Genomic DNA, 22,503 nt, shown 5'->3' with positions numbered 1-22,503 from the left:
GACGATTTTCGTCTATTCATATTACAAAATAGCTGCAACTTTCATTATTTCTACCAATCATATCCGTCGGCATATTTTGCCTGACGGATTTATTTTATGTCCCCCTTTTGCCTCATTATTAAGACTGAAAGATTTTATGCAACAACTCCGTGCAGCCATGCAACTCCAGCTTAAACCTGTTTTACGCGCCCTGGTATTGGGCGGTGTATTCCTGTTCACTGCGCCTGCAGCGCTGGCCGACAATCTGCCCAAAGGCGTCAGCCAGGTGACCAGTGTTGAAGGCATTACTGAATACCGCCTGACTAATGGCTTGCGCATATTGCTGATGCCGGATGCATCCAAACCTACGGTCACGGTCAATGTGACTTATCTGGTAGGTTCGCGTCATGAAAACTATGGCGAAACGGGCATGGCGCATTTGCTCGAGCATTTGATGTTCAAGGGTGCTGCCAAGCATGAAAAAATTGATGAAGAATTCAATAAACGTGGCATGCGTAGCAATGGCACTACCTCCCTGGACCGCACCAATTATTATGAATCATTCCAGGCGAATGAAGATAATTTGAAATGGGCTTTGGAAATGGAAGCAGACCGTATGGTCAATTCCTATATCGCAAAAAAAGATCTGGACACCGAGATGACGGTCGTGCGTAACGAATATGAGCGCGCTGAAAACTCACCCGGCGCTGTGCTCATGAAACGCATGCAAAGCGTGGCCTTTGACTGGCATAACTATGGCAATTCCACCATAGGTAATCGCAGTGATATAGAAAACGTCAAGATAGAAAACCTGCAGGCCTTTTACCGTAACTACTACCAGCCAGACAACGCTGTGCTGCTGGTGGCCGGAAAGTTTGAAGTTGAAAAAGCCCTGCAATGGATTAATGCCTCCTTTGGCAAAATCGCCAAACCAACCCGCAGCCTGCCACAGTTCTGGACCACAGAACCCACCCAGGATGGTGAACGCAGCTTTGTCGTGCGTCGCAAGGGTGATGTGCAAATGGTGATCATTGCCTATAAAGTGCCAGCAGGCTTGCACCATGACCGTGATGCTTTGAACTTTGCTGGCAGCATACTGGCCAGTGCACCACATGGTCGCTTGCATAAACAATTGGTAGAAAGTGGCAAACTGGTACAAGTATTTTCCAGCAGTATGGGATATGTTGAACCCGGCCTCGCCATCGTTGGTGCCGTTGTCAAGAAAGGTGAGTCTGTCGATGCAGCGAGAGATGCGTTGCTGGCAGGCATAGAGGACTTCAAGAAAAATCCGCCGACCAGGGAAGAACTGGGACGTCTGAAGCGTGAACATGTCAACGCCTATGAAAAACTGCTGAACAACCATGAATCCATAGGCATCAGCATATCTGAATATATCGCCATGGGTGACTGGCGCTATTTGTTCAAGGACAGGGATGATGCAGATAAAGTCAGCTCTGAGGAAGTCGCTGCTGCTGTGAAAAAATACCTGGTGCGCGACAACCGCACCATAGGCACTTTCATCCCTGAAGATGACCCACAACGCGCAGACATACCTGCCGCACCAAGTATTGCAGAAGTCATGAAAGACTTCAAACCCAAGGCTGCGACACTGACAGGCGAAGTGTTTGATCCCTCACCGGCAAACATCGACAAGCGTACGCAGATCAGCAATATAGGTAATCTGCAAGTAGCCTTATTGCCTAAAAAGACCCGTGGCGAAACCGTGAACGTGTCGCTGAATTTGCACTGGGGGGATGAAAAAAGCCTGTACGGTAAATCCACAGTTATGGGCTTTACCGGTAGTTTGCTGACCACAGGTACCAGCAAGTACAGCCGTGCCCAACTGGCAGATGAAATGTCCAAGCTGAAAATGAGTGGCGGCCTGTATTCATTCCAGACTACCAAAGCGAATTTGCCAGCAGCACTGGAACTGGTGGCACACGTCCTGAAAGAAGCGAACTTCCCGGAAAGCGAATTCAAGCAGTTGAAAGAAAGAGCCCTGGTCAACACCGAGGCTTCACGCAATGAGCCTTCCGCAGTTGCCAGTCGTGCGATGGCCCAGCATTTCAATACTTACCCTAAAGGCGATGTGCGTGCCTCCATGACACTGGATGAAACACTGGAAGCCATACGCAATGCCAGGCTCGAAGATATCAAAGCCTTCCATAAAGACTTTTATGGCGTATCCAAAGGTGAATTGTCTATCGTCGGTGATTTTGATGTGGACAGCACCAGGCAAACTGTCGCCAAAGTCTTTGATGGCTGGACCAGCAAATCCCCGTACACCCGTCTGGTCAGCAAACGCGAAGAAATTCCTGCAGTGCGTAAAACATTTAATACACCAGACAAGGAAAACGGCATTTACACAAGTCGCATGAATCTGAGCCTGCGTGAAGATGATGCCGACTTCGCTGCCCTGCGCGTAGCCAACTATATTTTTGGTGGCGGCGCCGGCATGAACTCGCGCGTCCTGGAACGTATACGCCAAAAAGATGGCCTGTCTTATGGCGGTGGTTCCAGCCTGACTGCAGGCGAAATCGACCCTACAGGTAGCTTCAGTATCAGTGCAACGGCAGCGCCACAGAATCTGGAAAAACTGGAAATCGCTGTCAAGGAAGAGCTGACACGTGCTCTCAAAGATGGCTTCACAGCCGACGAACTGGCCAAGGCTAAATCCGGACTGTTGCAGCAGCGGGTACAGGGCCGCAGCAACGATGGTGCAGTGGCCAGCGGCTGGAACAGCAATCTGTATCTGAAACGCACATGGGCCTGGTCACAAGCCATGGATGACAAGATACAGGCGCTGACAGTCGAACAGGTCAACGATGCATTCCGCCGCTATATAGACCCAGCCAAAATGAGTGTCTTTATTGCTGCAGATGAAGCCAAGGCCAAGGCCGCTACAAGCAAATAAGCTTTTTTTCATGAAACCGGAAATCTGAGATTTCCGGTTTTTTTATACCCATTTTTTCAGACATCATGCTTCACATCAAAACTCCGGTTGTAGCGATTGCTCTTGCCGTACACCTGCTGTTTTCCAGAAGCCACGCACAGGCAGCAACAAGCTTGCCAGCAAATGTAGAAAAGCTCAGTACCGTAGAAGGTATCAGTGAATACCGTTTGCCAAATGGTTTGAAAGTCTTGCTGATGCCAGACAATTCCAAATCGACGACAACGGTCAATATGACTTATCTGGCAGGTTCAAGAAATGAAGGTGCAGGGCAAACTGGTTATGCCCATTTGCTGGAGCACATGCTGTGTAAGGGGAGTAAAAATTACCCGGAAATTTCCAGGCAATTGATTGAAAAAGGCATGCGTTCGAATGCATTTACTTTTCCTGACTATACGCAATATTTCGCCACATTCGAGGCCAATGAGAGTGAGCTCAACTGGGTCTTGAGTATGGAAGCAGACCGCATGCTAAATGCACGCATCCTGAAGTCTGAGCTTGATACTGAAATGACGGTAGTGCGCAATGAGCTTGAACTCCGGGAGAATAATGCTTATGACACGCTGATGCGCCGCGTGCAGGCCGTGGCTTTTGACTGGCATGGTTATGGTCACAGTGTGATTGGTGAAAAAAGTGATATCGAGAATGTCAGCATAGAACAATTACAGCAGCTGTATCGCCAATACTATCGTCCGGATAATGCCGTGTTGATGGTTGCAGGAAAATTTGATGCCAGCATAGCCTTGCAGACAATCTCGCGCCAGTTTGGCACAATTCCCACACCAAAATCTGCCTTGCCCAAAATACCTACTATTGAACCGGCACAGCAAGGAGAACGCCAGGTCATCCTCAGGAAAAAAGGCAATTCCAATCCAGTGATATTAGCCTATCACAGTCCTTCCTTATTACATCCCGACTATACTGCCCTGCAATTCGCAGCCACCATGCTGACCTCAGGAAGAGAACTGCGTAGCCGGACCGGTGACTTACTTCCTGTCAATGAAGGCCTGGGATTTCATACTGAAGGCATAACGGACAATGGCTTGATCCTGTTCGGCTACAGCATTTTGGCTGGCAGTCCCGATGAGAACTCTCCCAAGGCAGTAACAAAAGCGATAGAAACTTTTGGAAATCATGCATGGACTGAGCAAGATCTGGATTTATTTAAAAGCAAGTATGTGAATATTTTTTCCTACATCATGAACAATCCACATGCATTGAGCATGAGGATATCCAGATACATCGCTGCGGGCGACTGGCGTTTGATGTTTCTGGAAAAAGACCGTGTCGCCAACATGAAAACTGAGCAGTTACAACAAGCAGCCCAGCGTTATTTCGTCAGAGAAAACCGCACCACAGGTATCTTGCTGACAGAACAGAAAAATGTCGACAGCAGCATGCCTGCAGTACCTCAAGTCAGTGACATCATGAAGGATTTCTCTCATGTTGATGAATATGCTGCCGTTGCCGAATTTAATACATCGCCAGAAAATATCCAGCAAAGCACACGCAGGATCAAGATAGGAAATATAGAAACAGCCTTGCTGGTGAAGCCCACACGCGGCCAGGAAGTCGTGGTTGAACTGGTTTTACACTGGGGCGATGAAAAATCACTCGCCAATAAACGCTGGATAGACCGTCTGACCAGGCAAGTCTTGCTCAATGGTACCAGCCGCTATGGGAAAGAAACCCTGGATGCAGAACGGGAGAAAGCACGCATGCGTGGTGGCGTCACCAAATTCATCACTGACAAATCGCATCTGAAACAAGCACTGAAACTGATGGTGTTAAACCTGAAAGAACCCAGTCTCGCCCAGGCCACCGCCGCGATCATGAACGAAAGATATTCCTGGCAAAAAGCTGCTAATACCCCGGAACGTATGGCAAAAGATGAATTGGCCAGGCATTTCAATAGTTATCCCATGGGCGATATACGTGCGCTGGAAACTTCACAGCAAGTCATTTCGGAATTAAATGCCATCAAGGCGACTGACCTGATTGATTTTCACAAGCAGTTTTATGGTGCCAGCAATGGCCATCTGGCGATAGTCGGTGATTTTGATATAGAAGAAGTCAAGACCGTGCTGGAAGAAGAATTCAAGGACTGGGAAAGCAAAGCCGCTTACCAGCCAGCTCCATTCAAATTTGTTGACCATGGACCATTGCGTAAATTTCTGGATACGCCTGGCAAAGAAAACGGGTATTTCCTTGGGCAACTGGACTTGCCAGTCGGTGTCAATGATGCAGATTTTATTGCCTTGAACGTGGCCAGCTATCTGCTGGGTGGTCATTCTGTAGAATCAAGACTGGGCAGGCGGGTACGTCTCAAAGAAGGATGGAGTTATGGCGTGACTTCAAGCCTGTCTCCTTATTCCAGCGATGCTGTCAGTAGTTGGGAAATCACGGCAAGCGCTGCCAGCTCAAATATCGACAAGCTCCAGCAGGCAGTGCTGGAAGAAATGCAGTTAGTGGTAGCAAATGGCTTTACCCGCGATGAACTACAAGCTGCCAAATCTGCTTTAAGCCGTTTAAAACTACAGTCCAGGCACAATGATGACTACCTGACGACCGAATGGAATGCCCTCATGCACAAGGGGGTGGACTACTCATGGCAAGTCAGACAGGACCTTGCGCTGCAAAACCTGAGCCTGGAACAACTAAACCAGGCTGTCAAAAAATATCTGCAACCTGAACGCTGGAGCATAGTGACGACTGGTGATGCCAGTAAAATCGCCAAAAAACAATAAGCGCCATGTCTGGGGTCTGCCAGCCAGGCAGACTCAGCCTTTCCAGCTCCGCTGCAAGCCGGTATCAGTATGTATCCAGCCCCCATTGGCGGTCTGGCGATAATAAAACCCGACGCCACCCTGGCGGAAACTCTGTATCAGCTCCCCCAGAATTTCTTCATGCAACTGGGGTATGCGTATGTCGGCTGCCTTACCTTCCATGTGCAGGGATTTACGGGCAGCGGGTACACCTTGCTCTATCAGGCGGGTATTGGAAGCCTGAGTGCGGTAGCCAGACAGGATTTCTAGTGGTTTGGTCATGCCCAGACGGGAGATATAGGCCTGGGTGGCCCACAGGGTTTCCAGCAATTTGGGATCTATCGGAGCAGTTTCTTTGCCATTGACGTCGCGCAGCAAGTGGCATAGCTGCTGATAGGCCGAATCAAGCACTTCGCCATCTTTCCAGTACAGGAGCTTGCTGCGCTCACCTGTGGCCGGGCGTATCAGGTCCAGGGTACGCGGCTTGACCCAGAATTCTATGTCCAGCGCCTGAGAGTCAAACAGATCTGGTGGCGGGGTAGGCTGTGCTTGTTTTTCATTGCTGGTGTTGGCTGCTTGCAGGAGGCCATGCGGACCGGCCATGCCGGCGGCACCAAGCAATAGCCCTCTTTTTAATAACTGGCGGCGCGTAGGTATCATTCTTTGGTCTTGATTTGACGATAAAAACCAGCTTAGTGTACATCCTGCTGAAAAACAATTGCTTGCTGTTGCAAAGGCTTACGTTTTATCCGGCAAATTTGCAGTTGATGACTAGGAAATTACATTCTGTCTGGATGAGCAGTGAAATCCGTATAAAACAATATTACACTGGGCACCTGTTTAATCTTTCCCACACGATATCATGTTCAAATCATTCGGATACCTGGCGTTATTATCAGTCCTGCTTGGCGGTTGTGAAGTCAGGGTCAATAGCGATGCCATCAAGGGTAGCGGCAAGCTCATCACCGAGCAGCGCGCCGTGACTGAATTTGCGGCAATAGAAAACGCTGGCTTCTTTGACGTGGTCGTCACCAATGGTGCCAATGCCAGCGTAGAAATCAGCGGTGATGACAATCTGGTGCCGGAAATAGAAACCGTGGTGGAAAACAAGGTATTGATCATACGCAGCAAGCGCAAGTCGTATAGCTTTACCTGGAACAACCGGCCAGGCACCATCAGGATCACCACCAAGAGCCTGAACCGCATCGATAGCAATGGCAGCGGTGACATGGAAGTGCGCGATCTGCAGACAGACAGCATAGCCTTGAACATGAATGGATCGGGCGACCTGAAGCTCAGTGGCAAGGTCAATGTCTTGAAGCTGTCGGCGAATGGCAGTGGTGACCTGGATTTGCAGCAACTGCAAGTCGCCAAGGCTGAGACTGAAATCCATGGCTCTGGCGATACCCATATGCATACCATTAGCGAGTCACTCGATGCTACCCTGCATGGCAGCGGTGAGTTAAGAGCCGACAATTTGCAATCAGCCAGCGTGAAACTGGTACAGCATGGATCAGCCGATGTGAAATTGTCCGGCAGCATCAAGGCACTGGAGCTGGACATGTCTGGTTCTGGCGATATTCAGATCGACGATATCAAGGCTGAACAAGTCACTGTACGCAACAGTGGCCCGGGTGAATTATCCCTGAGTGGTGAAATTACTGCGCTGACGATGAACAGTAGCGGTTCTGGCGATGTCAATGCAGAGCATCTGAAGGTGAAGGACTTGCAGATTGTCAATAATGGCCCTTCCAACCAGAGTTACCGTGGCGTATCGGGTACATTGAAACTGGAAAATTCCGGTTCTGGTGACTTCAATGTAGAACTGCAAGCCGAAGCGACGCTGGAGATCATGATGAATGGTCCAGGGGCGACACAGTTAAAAGGCAGGGCGAAAAGTTTGAATGCCAAGCTGACTGGCAGCGGCGACCTGGATGCCAATGAATTATTGCTTGATAGTGCCAGTATCAAGGTCACCGGCCCTGGGGAGGCTGAAGTCAATGTCAAGAAAGCAGGCGGCTCGCGCGTAGTCAAAATAGACAGAAATGGTGTAGCGAATTAAACACAAGCTGTAGTCAAGATAGCAAAGTAATTCACAACGATGTCAGGGTTCATGCCATTGCGGTATGAACCCTGTTTTGTTTTTTTCATATTCCGGCCAGGCTTGGTTTGCCATATTTAACAGAGATTGTGGTGTGCAAACCCGACTCTGCGGTCAGGCCAGCAGCCAAAGCAGATAAATTGCGCTAAGATAAAGTGACCGATATCATCCCGGAATAACAATGCCACGCAATATGCGCCTACTTGCCTGCCTACTGCTAGTATGCGTCTGCTGGGCTGGCATGGCGCAGGCGCAAACCCGGCAAAGTACAGTATTGCTGATGAGTGAAGAACTGGATGGCAAAGGTAAAGTCATCCCTCTGTCCAAAGAAGTCGTGGACTTGCTGCGCTATCTGGAACAGCACAGCAAACTGATATTCGAGGTCAGGCGCTATCCCTGGAAGCGGGCGGTAGAAAATGCGGCCAATGGTGAAGGCCTGATTTTTGGCATTTCAAAAACCCGTGAACGCCAGCGTCTGTTAAAATTCAGCCAGCCCATCTTCACCGATCAGGCCTTGCTGGTCACCTTATGCAGTGCAAAATTCAACTACAACACCGTCAGTGATCTGAAGGGCAAGACCATAGGTATCGTGCGCGGCACCAGCTATGGTGAAGAATTTGACCGTCTCAGCAATGTCTTGTTCAAGGTCGAGGATGACACCAGCAATAACCTGGGGCGCTTCAGGAAACTCTTCATGCGTCGCATGGATGCTTTCTTGCTGTATAGCTCGGTAGCCAATACCAGCCGCCTGGAAACTTATATCAATCAGCAATATGTGACCGAAATTGCGGGTAAGTCAGCAGACAGTAAATTGTTTTGCATATTACCCAGGCCGGTTTCTGCCGTGGATATCCACATCGCCATACGCCAGGGGGGCGGGCCTGCTGAAGCTGCTCTGCTGCAAAAAATAGATCAGGCCATCCTGCAGGCACGTCAGGATGGTGAACTTGCCCGGATTTACTCACCCAGATAAAGTGGGCTAAACCTAAGCGACTCTGGCACCCTTGTATTGATGCCGCAAAACCAGGCGGCTGCTGGCGACCAGAGTATTCAAACCCAGTATCAACTGTATCAGCACATGTCCGGGCAAACCCCAGACTTGCCCCTTGGGTGGGCTGCTGCGGGTGACTGCCATCAGCACAGGCGCTACCCACTGCGCGTCTTCAGTCAGGTCCAGCAAGACGTCGCCATCCGAGTTGGTATGCAGGTATAGCTCCCCCCCATGTAACAGGGTCAGGCATATGCCCTGGCCCGTGGTGGGCTTGTCACCCAGGGCTTGCTGTAATTCGCGATGTTGCAAATCCATCCATGCTTCTACATCGAGCGCGGTTTCCAGGGATATCCAGGGATGCTCCTGTAAAGAAACAGGCGTATCGGATTGCGCACTGTCATTCATCATCAGATTTTGCGTCATTTTGTTTCTTTGCTACTTTCTTTACTGTCTTTTGCATCTACAGACCATGTCATGGGATGCCGGGACTGCATTTTGACACAAATGCGGCGAGCAAGGCTCAGGCCACACCCTGCTGATCTGCGCATGTGGGAAAACGCGACAAATCACCTTCTTTTACATCAATCCTGCTGTTAATCCAGCGTTTGTGAACTATTCTGCTTATTGGCCTGCACATCTGCTCAACGACACTGGCCCTCCAAAAAATAGGTACAACTGAGCTTCAGTCTTTCATTAATCACTGGCATCCCGGCATCCGGGTATCACGCATGACAGCAACAATGATTTTTTATTCAATTTACCTGGGAATAACATCATGACCACCACTGTCTCCACTCAAAAAGAAACCGTCATCGTCAATCCCTATAGCGGCGATTACCGGATAGATGTACTCCTGCCCTCGGCAACTGCACGCTGGAATAATGGCAGTGCAGTGGGGACTGCCGTTGAGGTCACGTATAGCTTCATGAGTGTCGCCCCCAATTATGCTCAAGACTCGGACAGGAAAGGTTTTAGTGTATTCACCGATGAACAAAAAATTGCCACCAGAAATATTTTTGATTTGATTTCCCAGCAATTTGGCATCACGTTCAAGGAAGTAACAGACACCGATAGCACATATGGCTATATACGCCTGGGCAACAACGCTCAGGGGGCGACCAGCGCTGGCTATGCGACTTATCCGGATACGACAGACCCCAAAGTCAGCGGTGATGTCTATATCAATAACGAAGCCAGTGACAATCTGAGCAACATCATCCCCGGCACCAATAGCTGGGCTACTCTGGTACATGAAATTGGGCATGCTATAGGACTCAAGCATCCAGGAAATTACAATGCGGGTGAACCGGCATCAACGACTGCAGATAATTTTCTGGCAGCGGCAGAAGACAGCGAAATCAATACCGTTATGTCGTATGTCAAGGCACCGCAAGGTCAGGAGAGGGATTTCTTTGGCAAGTATGATTACCTGGCGTTGAAATACCTGTATGGCGTCAAAGCCTATAATGCGGATTCCACGAATTATCTCATCAAGGATACTGATGGCCGCCTGCTTAAAATCATCAATGATACGGGCGGCATCGACACCATCAATTTGTCAGCCCTGACAATCGCGGCCACCATCAACCTCAATCAGGGTGCCAATAGTTCAGTCGGCAGGCTGGCCAGTGATACGGTATCGCAGAATAATTTATCGATCGCTTTCGGTACGGTGATTGAAAATGTGGTCGGCACGCGCTATAGCGATGTGATGATAGGCAATAGCGTCAATAACCGCTTTGAAAGCAATGGAGGTGGCGATACGGTGGATGGCGGGGCGGGCTTTGATTTGCTTGTCATCAAGGAAAACCGCGCCGCTTTCAGCATACAAAAAAATGCCACTGACGTGACGTTCCGCAATACGGGCAATAGCGAAATCACGTCCATCGTCAACGTCGAAAGAGTACAACTCAATGACGGCATGGTCGCCTTTGACCTGGAAGGCAATGCCGGGCAAATGTACCGGCTCTACCAGGCAGCATTTGACCGCAAACCCGATGCAGCAGGCCTGGGTTACTGGATCGCTGACATGGATAAAGGTTCCAGCCTGCTGACCGTGGCAGCGGGCTTCTTTCTATCGCCAGAATTTCAAAAGCTGTATGGCACCAATCCCACAACGACGACGCTGATCACCAATCTTTACCAGAATGTCTTGCACCGGGCACCTGACCAGGCAGGCTTTGATTACTGGAACAAGGAACTCAGTTCGGGTGCTGGTACGCCTGCGAGTGTGTTGGCCAGCTTTTGTGAAAGCACAGAAAACAAGGCACAAGTGCTGGGGTCCATACAGAATGGCATAGAATATACTCTATGGCTGGGCTAGGGACGGGTCTATTCATCGGGCATAAAAAAACGCAGCGTGTAATCACTCTGCGTTTTTTTGTTTTTCAGCCTAGGTTCAAACTCAGGCTTATTTGATTTGCTTTACTTCCAGGCCCTGTTTTTCCAGCAATTCGATAATGCTGTTAGCGCCAGTCAAATGCCCTGCACCAACGACGATGAAGAGTTTTTTACCCTTCTCATGCAAGTCCAGGATTTTCTTGCTCATGCCCTGGTTACGGTCATCCAGCAATAACTTCATGAGTTTTTTGGAACCGGCATCCTTGCTGGCTGCATCTTGCAGGATTTTTGCGAGGCCTTCTGCATCACCACTTTTCCAGGCAGCTATCATGCCTGCGGTTTCACGCAGGGTGTCGCCACTTTTCAAACCATCCAGGGTTTGTGCCAGCATGGCATCGGCATCTTCATCCGGCAAACCACCGAGTACACTGGCTTGAAATGCCGTGCTTTCCAGTTCAACGATCTCTTTTTTATCCTGCTTGGCTCGCAAGACATAATGCAAGTCCACACCCTTGGAAGCATCATAGCCTTGCTGCCTGAAGACGCCTATGCTGAGTGCCGTCGCAACGATGGTGGGTTTCAGGCTCTGGAATTGTGCCGCAGCCGGGCCAACCAGGGATTGCAGGCTTTCCCAGGTGGTTTTCTTGATGTGGTTTTCCAGCTTGTCGGGTGCTGTGTAGGTGAAAAAAGGCATGGCTTTTTCAGCTGCCTTGGTATCGGTAGTGTCGACTTCAACGACCAGGGTATCGGCCTGTTTATAGGCTTTGTCGACTGCTTCTGGCAGTGGATAGAAGCTGGCCTTGGCCAGATGGATGGAGCCAAACAGATATGCTGTATTCTTTTCCGATTTAACTTCCCAGAAGACACCTTTGGCTGGCGTTTCTGCCTGGGCAAATGCATGGCTGGCAGCTACGGTCAACCCCAGCACTGCCAGACACTTGAGCGTTAATTGAGAAAGCGAAGTCTTGAATTTCATTATCGATATTTCCATGTAAATATATAATCTGTCAGCCTGCCTGATGTCTCTTCAGGCGGCACAGGATACCAGAAAGTGCCTATGGTACTTAGGGTACTTATGGCGCTTATGCAAAAATATTAATACAGGGTGGCCCGCTGTCTTGCTGGCAGGTCACTATCGTATTTGTCACCACCAACTTCGGCATTGCTGAGGGCGGCCAGGATAGTGCCGGGGCTGGGTAGCGGCACCGGCGCTTCGCTAGCAGCACGCTGCCATAATTGCGAGCGTATGATGGCCCGGGCGCACTGAAAATAGACTGTATCCACTGCTATGCGCAAGACGCATTTTGGTGCTTTGCCATCCACGGCAAAGCGCTCCAGTAAAGCAGGTTCAACAGAAATGCTGGCACTGCCATTGACCCGCAAGGTTTCGCCTATGCCGGGGATGAGGAACAACAGTCCGACCTGGGAATCAAACAAAATATTGCGCAAGCTATCGATGCGGTTATTGCCGCGCCGTTCTGGCAGCAACAGCGTCTTTTCATCTTCAACCACGATAAAGCCCGGCGCATCACCACGGGGCGAAGCATCCAGACCATCTGGCCCACGGGTAGCCAGTACCGCAAAGGGCGAGGCTTCTATCATGGCGCGATAATGCGCATGGATATACGGCACTTCCTTTTTGATGGAAGCTGCACCGACGGCATCAAATAAATTGTCCAGCTGTTCAGCGCTGGTAATCAGGTGAACTGATGAAGGAGTTGAGTTTTGGTTTGACATAAGAATAGCTGACTGGTTTGACCACTATGATATGTAAGACAGGGTATGCTGCGGGCGATAATAACACTCCCAAAAAATTCCCGGCTTATTCCCTGGGTTTGCTCAATAAGGCTTTCAGGCCAGCCAGCCTTTCTTTTGGCGTCATGACTTCACCTTCTGCTGGCAGGGCATCGCCTTCATCGAGCTTCATTTCCTTGATAAAGCGGGATGGATCGCAATGCACCTGCACGCCTGCACGCTTGCGCTTCTTGCACCAGGTGATATGCAGGCTACGCTGGGCGCGGGTAATACCTACATACATCAGGCGACGCTCTTCTTCTATGCGGGCGGCAAAAGTCTCAACAGGCGCATCGGGGTCACCCTTGTGTGGCAAGATGCCTTCTTCAACACCAACCAGGAATACATGGGGATATTCCAGGCCCTTGGAGGCATGCAGTGTCGACATGCGCACTGCATCCGGCTCTTCATCCTTGCCTTCCATCATGGTCATCAGGGCCACCATCTGGGTCAGGTCGAGCAGGCTGCGGTGATCGTCATTGCCATCCTTGCCACCACTACCCTTGGTCTTCAGCCACTGGGTAAAGTCGAGCACGTTCTGCCATTTGTTTTGTGCGGCACGGTCTTCAAAGCTGTCGTAGAGATAGCCTTCGTAATTGATTTCTTTCATGAGGTCATCCAGCAATTCGCTGGCATGACTTTCCCTGTGGGCATGGGCCTCAACCTGATTGATGAAGGTACAGAAATTCCGTAATGGCCGTAACTGCTTGTCAGGCAGCTTGGCTTCTATGCCGCCTTTGAAGACGGCAGCAAACAGCGAGCATTGCCATTGCCCGGCAAATTCACCCAGCACTTCCAGCGTAGCCAGGCCGACACCTCGCTTGGGTGTGGTGATGGCACGGATGAAAGCCGGGTCATCATCCTCATTGGCGATCAGGCGCAGATAGGCAATGATGTCCTTGATCTCGGCGCGGTCAAAGAAACTCTGACCACCGGAGATAGTGTAAGGAATACGTTCACGCCGTAAAGCCTGTTCTATGACGCGTGCCTGGTGATTGCCGCGATACAAAATCGCATAATCAGAATACTTGGCCTGGCGCTCGAAGCGGTGGGCCGAGATCATGATGGCGACTTGCTCTGCCTCTTGCTCGTCATCCTGCATGCCCAATACCTTGACCGGATCACCGAGGCCATGCTCAGACCATAGCGATTTTTCAAACAGCTTGGGATTATTGCCGATGACAGAATTGGCTGCCTGCAGGATGCGGGTACTGGAACGGTAGTTCTGCTCCAGCTTGATGATTTCCAGATTGGGGAAATCCACCTGCAGGGTCTTCAGGTTTTCTATGGTGGCACCACGCCAGGCATAGATAGCCTGGTCATCATCACCCACGGCGGTGAACATGGGTTTCTTGCCTATGCCACTCACCAGTAATTTCACCAGTTCATACTGGCAGGTATTGGTGTCCTGGTATTCATCGACAAGCAAATAGCGCAGGCGGCGCTGCCATTTGTCGCGCACCTGTTCATTGCTGCGAAACAGTTCTACCGGCAAGCGTATCAAGTCATCAAAGTCTACTGCCTGATAGGCTGACAGGGTGGCGACATAGCTGCGGTAAACCCTGGCGGCGATGGCCTCGTCTTCATCCTTCGCCTGTTGCAAGGCGACTTCAGGGTCAACCAGGCCATTTTTCCATAAGGACATGGCAGTCTGTATGCGCCGTATCAATTGCTTGTCGGTGGTGATTGCCAGATCCTGCACCAGTGAAAAACAATCATCACTGTCCATGATGGAAAAGCGGTCTTTCAGGCCCAGGGCTTGCGCCTCCTGCCTGAGTATCTTCACGCCCAGCGAGTGGAAGGTGGACACCGTCAATTGCCTGGCCTGGCGTGGTTCGGCCAGCAGTTTGCCTATGCGCTCCTGCATTTCCAGCGCAGCCTTGTTGGTAAAGGTCAGGGCGGCGATATGCTTGGGGTCATAGCCATGCAGTTCTATCAGGTTGACGATTTTCTGGGTAATCACCCGTGTCTTGCCCGAGCCAGCCCCGGCCAGCACCAGGCAGGGGCCATCCATATAGTTGACTGCATTACTTTGGGGGGTATTCAGGCCATGTGACATAAAGGGGGAGACGGAGCTGATCCGCAAAAACTTGCAAGCGCTATTGTAGCCTGCAATGGTCTGGGTAGATGACAGAGTACGTTGCAGAGTGCGCCATCGAGTATGTCACAGAGTACGCTCACACTGAGCAATTAGGCCCGGTCATAAGTGAGCATACACACAGATAGGCCACAACAGATCAGCAACAATATCACTGCGATAGCCTTGACCGTGGATATTGGGGAATTTGTTGCCAAAAAGATAGAAATAAAGGCTAGACAATTGGACAAGCTGAGACTATTCTCTTACTCAGGAGGAGGCTTTGTATGAAAGACCTTAAATCTGCACGTATCCTGCTGGTAGACGACGAGGAAAGAAATGTACGTCTGCTGGAAGTACTCTTGCGTGCTGAAGGCTATTCTACTATGAGTGCAAATAATGGGCTGGATGCGCTCAAAATTGCCGCCTTTGCACAACCTGATCTTATCCTGCTCGACATCATGATGCCGGGCATGGATGGTTTTGCCACAGTTGCCGAACTCAAGGCCAATCCCCTGACGCAGCCCGTGCCTGTCATCATGCTGACTGCACTGGATGACCGCAATTCCAAACTGCGCGCCCTCGAAGCTGGTGCTGAAGAATTTCTGACCAAACCTATCGACAGGGCCGACCTCAGCGTGCGGGTGCGCAATCTCTTGCGACTCAAGGAATATGGCGACTTCCTCACTGATCATAACCGCATACTGGAAAGCCAGGTAGTGGAGCGCACAGCGCAACTGGAAAATGCCTATCGCGACACGGTGTTTACCCTGGTGCGGGCAGCCGAGCACAAGGATGAAGAAACCGGCCATCATGTACGCCGCATCAGCTATTACTGCCGTGCTTTGTCTGAAGCCATGGATTTACCTGCCGACTTCCATGATGCGATCTTCCAGGCCAGCCCCATGCATGACATAGGCAAGATAGGTATCCCCGACCATGTCTTGCTGAAACCTGGCAGCTTCAATAACGACGAATGGAATATCATGCGCACCCATTGTGCGCTGGGTGCCAGCATACTTGCCAGCGGCACTTCACCGTATACCGAAATGGGTGCAGAAATCGCGCTGAACCACCATGAACGCTGGGATGGCACAGGCTATCCAAATGGCCTCAAGGGTGAAGCTATTCCACTTGCTGCACGGGTCATGCAAATCTGTGATGTGTATGATGCCTTGCGCAGCCGTCGTCCGTATAAGCCTTCAATTGATCATGAGCAAAGCATGAGCATTATTATTGAAGGCGATGGCCGTACCCAGCCATCTCACTTTGACCCTGAGGTATTGTCTTGTTTTGTTGCTCAGGCCGGGCGCTTTGCCGCCATCTACGATCAGCATGCCGATGCCTGATAAACAACGTCCCGGTATTTTGCTGGTCGATGATGACCATTATCTGCAACAGGCATTGCAGCGCTTACTCGAACCTTTGCAACACCCAGTCGTCAGTGCCAGCAATGCTGACGAGGCAAATGCCATCATGGCGACGCAACGCATCGCTGTGCTGATCTGTGAGCCACGCAATGAGCAACTGGCAGCTTTCCTGATCGCGGTCAGGGAAGAATACCCTGATGCAGTGCGCCTGATCATCACTGGCGAACCTGACCTCAATATCGTCAGCAATGTGTTCAATGCCGTCAATCAGTCCCAGCCATACAAGTTACTGACCAAACCCTGGCTGAATGAAGACTTGCTGACGACAGTCAGGCAGGCCCTTGAGCAATACACATTGAAACTCGAGCGTGAACGCCTGTTAAAAGAATATAACGGCATTCTCAACAATGCAGAAGGTGCCCATGCTTTTCGTACACTTGATGCGCTGATGCATTCCATACACAAGGACATCGCCACAGATGCCATACAGCATTTGCCCATGGGAGCCTGTTTGCTGGTCGACGGTGTTGTCAGTCTGTGTAATGCCAGCGCCAATCGTTTTCTCAGGGAACTTGACCAGACACCGCTTACCAGCGGTATTTCAGTGGAGGATTTGCCGGCGGCACTCAAGCCCGCCTACGGCGCAAGACGCAAGCAGCGCATGCAATTGCGCTTGAATGGTCAACAGAGACTGGATTATTTTGTGCTGGATCTGAGCATAGGCACACTGATTGCATTCGCTCCCGAGCCAAGACTCGGCAGACCGCCAGATCAGGCATAATTACTGGCAGGGCTGTTTCAATTTGCAGATATTCACAGAAAGAATGCATTATGAAAAAACTCAGTACCGAATTCAGACTCCTCGCAGGGCTTATGTTCGGGCTGGCCTTACTCTTGTCTGCAGGCTGGCAACTGTATCGCTCACTGCAAGACTACCGTGAAAATTCGCTCTGGGTGGCGCACACCTATCAGGTACTGGACCAGTTATATGAAGTCAAGTCTGGCGTACTGGAACTGGAAAGCATACAACGCCTGTACTTTATCACTGGCGATGATGTCTTCACCGGTCAGCGCGACAGCAAATCAGCGCAAATTCGCCAGGCAGAAAAAAAGATCGCTGAGCTGACGGCTGACAATCCCCGTCAGCAATTGATATACAAAAACCTGCAACTGAAATTGAACGAGAGGTTGAACGCACTCGACAGGACGTTACAAATTTACCAGACTGAGGGTTACCCTGCCACACGCAAGCACCTCATCAGTGGTACACCGCGCCTGATCATGGAAGCCCTGATGGTGCAAATCAGCAACATGGAAGAGGAAGAAAGGGTCTTGCTGCAACAACGCAAGATCCAGGTGGAGAACAATTTCGTCCAGGCACGCAATATAGGCATACTGGTCCTCATCATCACACTGGCGGGCGGTGCCTTGCTGTGGTGGCAGTTCAGGCGTGATGTGATACAGCGTAGCCTGGCAGAAGCGGCTGTACGCGACAGCGAATCCCTGTTGAAACAAATCCTGGATATCTTGCCGGTCGGCGTGCTGATTTGTGATCGTGAAGGCTCGCTGACCACGATCAATCCTGGTGCCAAGCTGATCTGGGGTGGTAGTCGCCAGGTCAATCTGGACCAGTATGGTGAATATGCAGGCTGGTGGCCCGATAGTGGCAAGCGCATAGCCTCGGATGAATGGGCACTGGCACGTACCATGAAAACCGGTGAAACCATACTGGCCGAACTGGCAGACATACGCTGCTTTGATGGCAACCGCAAAACCATTGCCAACAGTACCGCACCTTTGCGCGATGATAAGGGCAATATTATCGGCGGCTTGTCAGTCAATGTGGATGTCACCGATTTCACCGCAACAGAGCGCAAACTCAGGGCGGCGGCCCATTATGATGATACCCAGGCCAAGGCACAGATCCTGTTCACCGCCAGTTTTGAACGTAACAAGATTTTCGCCAGCCTCTTGTCCTTGCTGGCTGAGCGCCATGGCTACCAGATGTCGGCGTTGTATAGTTTTGATGAATGGTATGCACGTTTCCGCTGTGAAGCCAGCCATGGCCTGGCAAGGGATATTCCTCGCGAATTTGAACTCGGTGAAGGCTTGCTGGGACAGGCGGCCCTGACCGGGAAAAGCAATTCCCTTGACGTCAGCCGCCTCAGCATGCAAACCGGGCTGGCAGATTTCAGTCCCAGGCATGTGTTCATGATACCTGTGGTGTATCAGGAACACCGCCTCGCCGTCATGGTGCTGGCGACAACCAATACCGTAGTGGCCGGTGAACAGGCTTTTCTGGAAAGGCTGGCAGGCCAGCTTGCCGTCGCCCTGCACAATCTGCGTCAATACAATGATCTGAAAATGCTGGCCGACCAATTGCGCACCAGCAGCGATGAAATCGCCGCCAAGAACCAGCAACTGGAACAGGCCAGCCGCATGAAGTCAGAATTTCTGGCAAACATGTCGCATGAATTACGCACACCGTTAAACGCCATCGTTGGTTTCTCAGAAATTCTCAAGGATGGTCTGATGGGGAATTTACTACCCCAGCAAAAAGATGCGGCAGCCGATATCTTTCATAGTGGCAAGCACTTGCTGGCCTTGATCAATGACATACTTGACCTGTCCAAGATAGAAGCAGGCAAGATGCAGGTCAATCTGGAATCTACCGATATTGCCAGCCTGCTGCAAGCCAGCCTGCAAGTCATCCGTGAACAGGCCAGCCTGCAAAATCTGCAGGTATCTGCCAAAATCCCGGAAGACCTGGGCAATGTCTGGCTCGATGAAGTCAAGCTCAAACAAATCGTCTATAACCTGTTGTCGAATGCCGTCAAATTCACCCCTGAGGGTGGCCGGGTACATTTGTCAGCGCGCCGTATTGAAGGTTATCAGGTCGCGGGCGGTCGCTTTGAGCATTATCTGGAAATCATGGTCAGCGACAGCGGCATAGGTATATCGCCGGAGTCACAGGCAGAATTGTTCCAGCCCTTCACCCAGATTGACAATAGCCTGTCGCGCAAGCATCAGGGCACGGGCCTGGGCCTGGCCATGGTAAAACGCATCGCCGAACTGCACGAAGGCAGCGTCAGCATGAGCAGCATCGTCGGCAAGGGTTCTACCTTCACCGTTTTGCTGCCCTGGCGTACTGCTCATCTGCCGGGCAAATTTACGGCGGCCCAGCCTGCGCCTGTTACAAGTACCGCCAGCAGTCTGGGCAACGGAGAATTGCTGGCCCTGGTCATAGAAGATGATGACCAGGCGGCCGAAGTCTTGCGGGTGCAACTGGAAAGTGAAGGTTTCCGCATACTGCGCGCCACCACCGCTGAAGCAGCACTGGGCATGGCTGAGGAAGCCCACCCCGACCTGATTACCCTGGATATTTTATTGCCTGGCATGGATGGCTGGGAGTTTCTGGAGCGCTTCAAGCAACATCCGCTGTTTGCATCCACCCCTGTGGTCATCATTTCCATCGTCGCTGACCGTGGCCGAGGCCTGTCACTGGGCGCTGCACATGTCATGCAAAAACCCATCGCCAGAGAAAACCTGACCGCCGCCCTGAGCGCACTGGGTTTTTGCAATGACCCGGCAACAGATAATAAAACTGCCCTGATTGTCGATGATGACCCCAAGGCGGTAAAACTGGTGAGTACCCAGCTCGATTCATTTGGCTATCAAACCTTGTCTGCATTGGGTGGGCAGGATGGTATCAACATGGCAAGACAACACAAGCCCGACCTCATTGTGCTGGATTTGATGATGCCTGAAATCAATGGCTTCGATGTGGTAGAAGCCTTGAAAAATGATACAGTCACTGCAAGTATTCCAATTATTGTCCTGACAGCGAAACAAATTACGCCAGAAGACAGACTGCGCCTGAATGGCGATGTCAAAAAAGTCATGGAGAAATCCGATTTCAATCATGGCCGCTTCATAGGTGAAGTCAGACGAGCCATGACAGGCAGGGGTAAGTGAAATGACGCGTGTACTGATCATAGAAGACAATCCAGTGAACATGAAACTGGCGGCATTTCTTTTGCAAAATGCTGGCTATGAAGTGTTGCAGGCCGTGGATGCAGAAATTGGCTTGCAGGTGGCCCGTGACGAATTGCCGGAACTGGTCCTGATGGACATGCAATTACCTGGCATAGATGGTGTCACAGCGACACGTCAGTTGAAAACCGACCCGGCCACCCGGCATATCAAGATTGTTGCCCTGACCGCCTTTGCCATGAATGGTGATGAAGAGCGTTTCCGTACCGCAGGTTGTGATGCCTATGTGGCAAAACCGATACGCTATCAGGCCTTCCTGTCACTGGTCGAATCCATACTCAAGGCTTGAATTGACACTGACAGCCTGTCCAAACAGGGGCAAACCGGGGCAATCAAGGACAATCAGCGGCAAGCGGAGTAAACTGGCAGCATCAGAAAAAAGGTGCTCCATGAAATTTGAACATTTAGTTGAAATCAATGACCTCGGCAATCCTGCAGTCGAGGTCATCACCCGCGAACAATTATGGCGTGGCCTGGTCTTGCGGGCAGAAATGCCAAGGCTGTTTGTCTCTTACCTCGATGACGCCAGCATCATGGATCGTACCGAAGCCAGCATGACACGCACGCTGAAATATGGTGAGCTGGAAATCACCGACCGCGTCAGCCTCGTGCATCTGGAACATGTGCATTACGATGTGGCCGCGCAAAAGGATATCCCGCAATCTTCCTTGCGCATGAGCATAGAAGAACCACAACCAGACGCCCTGTTTGTCCGTTTCGCCTATGACAGCGGTGGCGCTGAAGCAGAAGATGCCGAAGCGAAAATGTATAACGAATACCGTAAATCTGCCTATCAGGAAGCCGACGTGGATACCGTACGCATCATCCGTGAACTGGCAGAAGCCGGACGACTGGATGCACTGCCATCCTGACAAAATTTTATGGATTGCTGAGCCGTCTGCATATCAGGGATAATGCGGCTCTGTAATTACGAATTATTCTGAATTATCCCGACTCATCTCTCACCAAGGTTCCCATGACCAAGCGCACTACTACTGCTACCAAGAAGCCTGTTCTGGCTGCTCTGGACTTACCTGCCCCGGTACAAACCACACGCTTGAAACGCAAGCAATTTTCCAGCACTGGCGATGTGCATATTCAGGGTGATGCTGTGATTGCCACCCAGTTCATCGTCGGTGGTGATTGCCTCATTGATGGTGATTTAGAGGCTGAAGAAGTGTTTTGCCTGGGCAAGCTGACCGTTACTGGTGATATCCGCGTGCAATCCCTGTATGTTGGCCATGCACTCGATGCCGGTGGCAATATCGATGTGGAATACCTCATCAAGACCGGTTGCAGTGCCGACTGGATGGCACGCATGCTGGAACTGGACCAGCGCAAACCGGCTGCCGATGGCAGCAGCTATATGGATATTCTGGTGCATCCCGCCATTCTGGCACGTTATGACCATCAAGATGCCTTTGGTGGATTTGGTGATATTCAGGCACTGGGTTATGTCGCCTGTGCCGACCTGGATTGCCACGGCAATGTGCAATTGGATGATGTGCTGGAAGTTGGCGAAATCCAGTTTGTTGGCGGCCATTTGTCAGCTGCAGCCATCCATGTTGCCGGTGATTGCAATTGCCAGGGGGAGTTGTTCAGTGAAACTGATATCCAGGTAGAAGGCGCACTGTTTGCTGCCAACCTGATTTGCCAGGGCAACCTGGATGTGGCCAGTATCCACAGCCAGGGCGATATCAGTAACTGGGGTTATCTGCGTGCGACTGGCGAAATCAGCAGCCTGCGTGGTGAAATCCACAGCGGTCGCTGGATAGCGACCAAGGGCAGCATCTATGCCGCCAAATACATCAAGTCGGGCGAATCCATCGTTGCTGAAAAAGGTATCAGTTGCGGTGCAGATTACGGCATCCTGGCAGCCACCAGCCTGCCACGCTCACGCTGGGCCACACATGGTTTTGTATCTGCTGCCAGCAAACCACGCCTGCTTTTGTCTGGCCAGTTTGTCGAAGGCAAAAAACTCAAGCATATCGATGCGCTGGAAAAAAAGCGTGAAACTGAACTGGACTGGGAAGTGCCACGCCGCCTGAAGCGTGAAATGCAGCTTTCGTAAGTTCTGGCTAAG

At 50.9% G+C, this 22,503-nt stretch carries 16 protein-coding genes; 11 read left to right on the top strand and 5 right to left on the bottom strand.

From position 1 onward, the window contains the following. Positions 1–136 precede the first annotated feature (136 nt). Positions 137–2,893, top strand: a complete 2,757-nt coding sequence (locus DFR42_RS08475; protein ID WP_245936886.1) for a M16 family metallopeptidase — start codon at positions 137–139, stop codon at positions 2,891–2,893. Between the two features lie 65 nt (positions 2,894–2,958). After that, positions 2,959–5,676, top strand: a complete 2,718-nt coding sequence (locus DFR42_RS08470; RefSeq protein ID WP_110254550.1) for a M16 family metallopeptidase — start codon at positions 2,959–2,961, stop codon at positions 5,674–5,676. Positions 5,677–5,709: 33 nt separating this feature from the next. Here DFR42_RS08470 and DFR42_RS08465 read toward each other — a convergent pair whose 3' ends face one another. After that, positions 5,710–6,354: a YcbK family protein gene (locus DFR42_RS08465; RefSeq protein ID WP_170133454.1), complete on the bottom strand. Its 645-nt coding sequence runs from the start codon at positions 6,352–6,354 to the stop codon at positions 5,710–5,712. A 202-nt stretch (positions 6,355–6,556) separates the two neighbouring features. On the opposite strand from DFR42_RS08465, the gene DFR42_RS08460 reads away from it, so the two are divergent. Together DFR42_RS08460 and DFR42_RS08455 are read left to right on the top strand one after the other, a co-directional pair. After that, positions 6,557–7,756: a GIN domain-containing protein gene (locus DFR42_RS08460; protein ID WP_110254548.1), complete on the top strand. Its 1,200-nt coding sequence runs from the start codon at positions 6,557–6,559 to the stop codon at positions 7,754–7,756. Positions 7,757–8,036: 280 nt separating this feature from the next. After that, a complete protein-coding gene (locus DFR42_RS08455) occupies positions 8,037–8,768 on the top strand; it encodes a substrate-binding periplasmic protein (protein WP_170133453.1) in 732 nt (243 codons plus the stop codon). A 12-nt stretch (positions 8,769–8,780) separates the two neighbouring features. Here the strand turns inward: DFR42_RS08455 and DFR42_RS08450 are convergent, their stop codons facing one another. Further along, entirely contained in the window at positions 8,781–9,209 is a 429-nt protein-coding gene (locus DFR42_RS08450) for a hypothetical protein (protein WP_245936885.1), read from the bottom strand. 352 nt (positions 9,210–9,561) lie between these two features. Between DFR42_RS08450 and DFR42_RS08445 the strand changes: the two genes are divergently transcribed. Beyond that, positions 9,562–11,109 carry a DUF4214 domain-containing protein gene (locus DFR42_RS08445; RefSeq protein WP_110254546.1) on the top strand — a complete coding sequence of 516 codons (1,548 nt, stop codon included), beginning with the start codon at positions 9,562–9,564 and terminating at the stop codon, positions 11,107–11,109. A gap of 87 nt (positions 11,110–11,196) precedes the next feature. Here the strand turns inward: DFR42_RS08445 and DFR42_RS08440 are convergent, their stop codons facing one another. The 3 genes from DFR42_RS08440 to DFR42_RS08430 form a co-directional block, all read right to left on the bottom strand. After that, positions 11,197–12,102, bottom strand: coding sequence for a TraB/GumN family protein (locus DFR42_RS08440; protein ID WP_170133452.1), 906 nt, complete (start codon positions 12,100–12,102; stop codon positions 11,197–11,199). 119 nt (positions 12,103–12,221) lie between these two features. After that, a complete protein-coding gene (locus DFR42_RS08435) occupies positions 12,222–12,863 on the bottom strand; it encodes a pyridoxamine 5'-phosphate oxidase family protein (RefSeq protein ID WP_110254544.1) in 642 nt (213 codons plus the stop codon). 85 nt (positions 12,864–12,948) lie between these two features. Next, entirely contained in the window at positions 12,949–14,979 is a 2,031-nt protein-coding gene (locus DFR42_RS08430) for a UvrD-helicase domain-containing protein (protein ID WP_110254543.1), read from the bottom strand. A gap of 305 nt (positions 14,980–15,284) precedes the next feature. On the opposite strand from DFR42_RS08430, the gene DFR42_RS08425 reads away from it, so the two are divergent. From DFR42_RS08425 to DFR42_RS08400, 6 genes are all read left to right on the top strand, one after another. Then, entirely contained in the window at positions 15,285–16,346 is a 1,062-nt protein-coding gene (locus DFR42_RS08425) for a response regulator (protein WP_110254542.1), read from the top strand. Next, the gene (locus DFR42_RS08420; protein ID WP_170133451.1) at positions 16,339–17,148 is read left to right on the top strand and encodes a response regulator; all 810 of its coding nucleotides are present in this window, start codon (positions 16,339–16,341) and stop codon (positions 17,146–17,148) included. Before DFR42_RS08425 ends, DFR42_RS08420 begins: the two co-directional genes overlap by 8 nt. Positions 17,149–17,198: 50 nt before the next feature. Further along, complete coding sequence (locus tag DFR42_RS08415) at positions 17,199–20,342, top strand: response regulator (RefSeq protein WP_110254540.1); 3,144 nt, start codon at positions 17,199–17,201, stop codon at positions 20,340–20,342. Position 20,343: 1 nt separating this feature from the next. After that, a complete protein-coding gene (locus DFR42_RS08410) occupies positions 20,344–20,709 on the top strand; it encodes a response regulator (RefSeq protein WP_110254539.1) in 366 nt (121 codons plus the stop codon). 100 nt (positions 20,710–20,809) lie between these two features. Then, a complete protein-coding gene (locus DFR42_RS08405) occupies positions 20,810–21,292 on the top strand; it encodes an SRPBCC family protein (RefSeq protein ID WP_110254538.1) in 483 nt (160 codons plus the stop codon). Positions 21,293–21,396: 104 nt separating this feature from the next. Beyond that, positions 21,397–22,491, top strand: a complete 1,095-nt coding sequence (locus DFR42_RS08400; RefSeq protein WP_110254537.1) for a polymer-forming cytoskeletal protein — start codon at positions 21,397–21,399, stop codon at positions 22,489–22,491. Positions 22,492–22,503 lie beyond the last annotated feature (12 nt).

The organism is Undibacterium pigrum (assembly GCF_003201815.1).
Taxonomy (GTDB): Bacteria; Pseudomonadota; Gammaproteobacteria; order Burkholderiales; family Burkholderiaceae_D; genus Undibacterium; species Undibacterium pigrum.
Note: the sequence above shows the minus strand (reverse complement) of the source record. Positions and strands in the feature narration are given on the sequence as shown.